Raw genomic sequence first — 1135 nt, forward strand, 5'->3', positions numbered from 1 at the left:
ACCCACGCGGACGTCCTGGGGCGCACCCGGTGGACGATGGTCATGGGCGGCCGCGACCCGGGCCAGTACACCGTCGCGCTGCCCGACTCGTGGGGCGGCGTGGTGCTCGCCCAGGCGGGCGTGCAGTTCTCCGAGCTCGGCAGCGGCACCGGCACGGTCAAGGACTACTCGGTGGAGGAGCTGGGGCGACTCGGCGACTCCGACGTGATCGTCATCCAGGGCACCAACAACGGGGGCACCGCGCCCACCATGTCGAACGTGCTGGGGAACCCCGGGTGGAACGCGCTGCCCGCGGTCACGGCGGGGCGGGCGCAGCCGCTGCCGTACTTCAACACGCTGCACTACAAGCAGGGGCTGGCGATGCTCGACCGGCTCGAGCAGATCATCCAGGGTGTGTGACCCCACCCATGAGCGCTGAGCCGAGGGTCGAGCCCACCCCGTCCACCCGTGAGCTGCACGACGGGCTGGGCGAGGAGGTGCTGGCGGTCGGGGCGCCCCCGGTCCCGACCGCGACGGACGCGCGGTGGGGCTTCCACCCGTGTGCCGCCGAGGGCTCCGACGTCGACCGGGACCTCGACCTGGTGCACGGCTGGATGAACAGCGAGCACGTCGCGCAGTTCTGGGAGCAGGCCTGGAGCCGCGAGAAGTGGGCCGGGGCGCTGGCCGGGCAGTGGGCGGGCACCTACTCGCGGCCCTACATCGTCTCGCTGGACGGGGAGCCCTTCGCCTACATCGAGCTCTACCGGGCCGCCCGGGACGTGATCGCCCGGCACTACGCGGCCCGCCCGCACGACGTCGGCTACCACGTGGCCATCGGGGACCGGGGCCGGACGGGTCGCGGGCTGGGCGGGCAGCTGTTCCTCGCCACCATCCGCGGGGTCTTCGACGCCGAGCCGGACTGCACCCGGATCATGTCCGATCCGGAGGCGAGCCACGTCGGCGCCCGCCGGATGGACGAGCGCATCGGGCTGACCCTGCTGGGCGAGTACGAGCTGCCGCACAAGCGGACCGCGCTGTACGTCTTCCCCCGCAGCGCCGCGGACCTCCCCTCCGCGCGGTGACGCCTGTCGCCGGAGGCCGCCACGGGCCTCCGGCGACCCGGGACCGTCAGGCGTCCACCGCGGCGGCCAGCACC

General features: G+C 73.8%; 2 protein-coding genes. Both read left to right on the plus strand.

What is annotated here, in order from left to right; all coding sequences use genetic code 11:
* Positions 1–399: substrate-binding domain-containing protein (locus H5J29_RS33670; RefSeq protein ID WP_181784906.1), on the plus strand; the 399-nt coding region annotated here is incomplete at its 5' end.
* An 8-nt stretch (positions 400–407) separates the two neighbouring features.
* Positions 408–1061, plus strand: a complete 654-nt coding sequence (locus H5J29_RS33675; RefSeq protein ID WP_181784907.1) for a GNAT family N-acetyltransferase — start codon at positions 408–410, stop codon at positions 1059–1061.
* Positions 1062–1135: the final 74 nt, after the last annotated feature.

The sequence above is a fragment of the Pseudonocardia pini genome, from assembly GCF_013870575.1.
GTDB classification, from domain to species: Bacteria; Actinomycetota; Actinomycetes; order Mycobacteriales; family Pseudonocardiaceae; genus Pseudonocardia; species Pseudonocardia pini.

Bases quoted from the DNA above. Each gene is read 5' to 3' on its own strand.
- H5J29_RS33675 (WP_181784907.1), top strand. From the start codon at position 408: ATGAGCGCTGAGCCGAGGGTCGAGCCCACCCCGTCCACCCGTGAGCTG.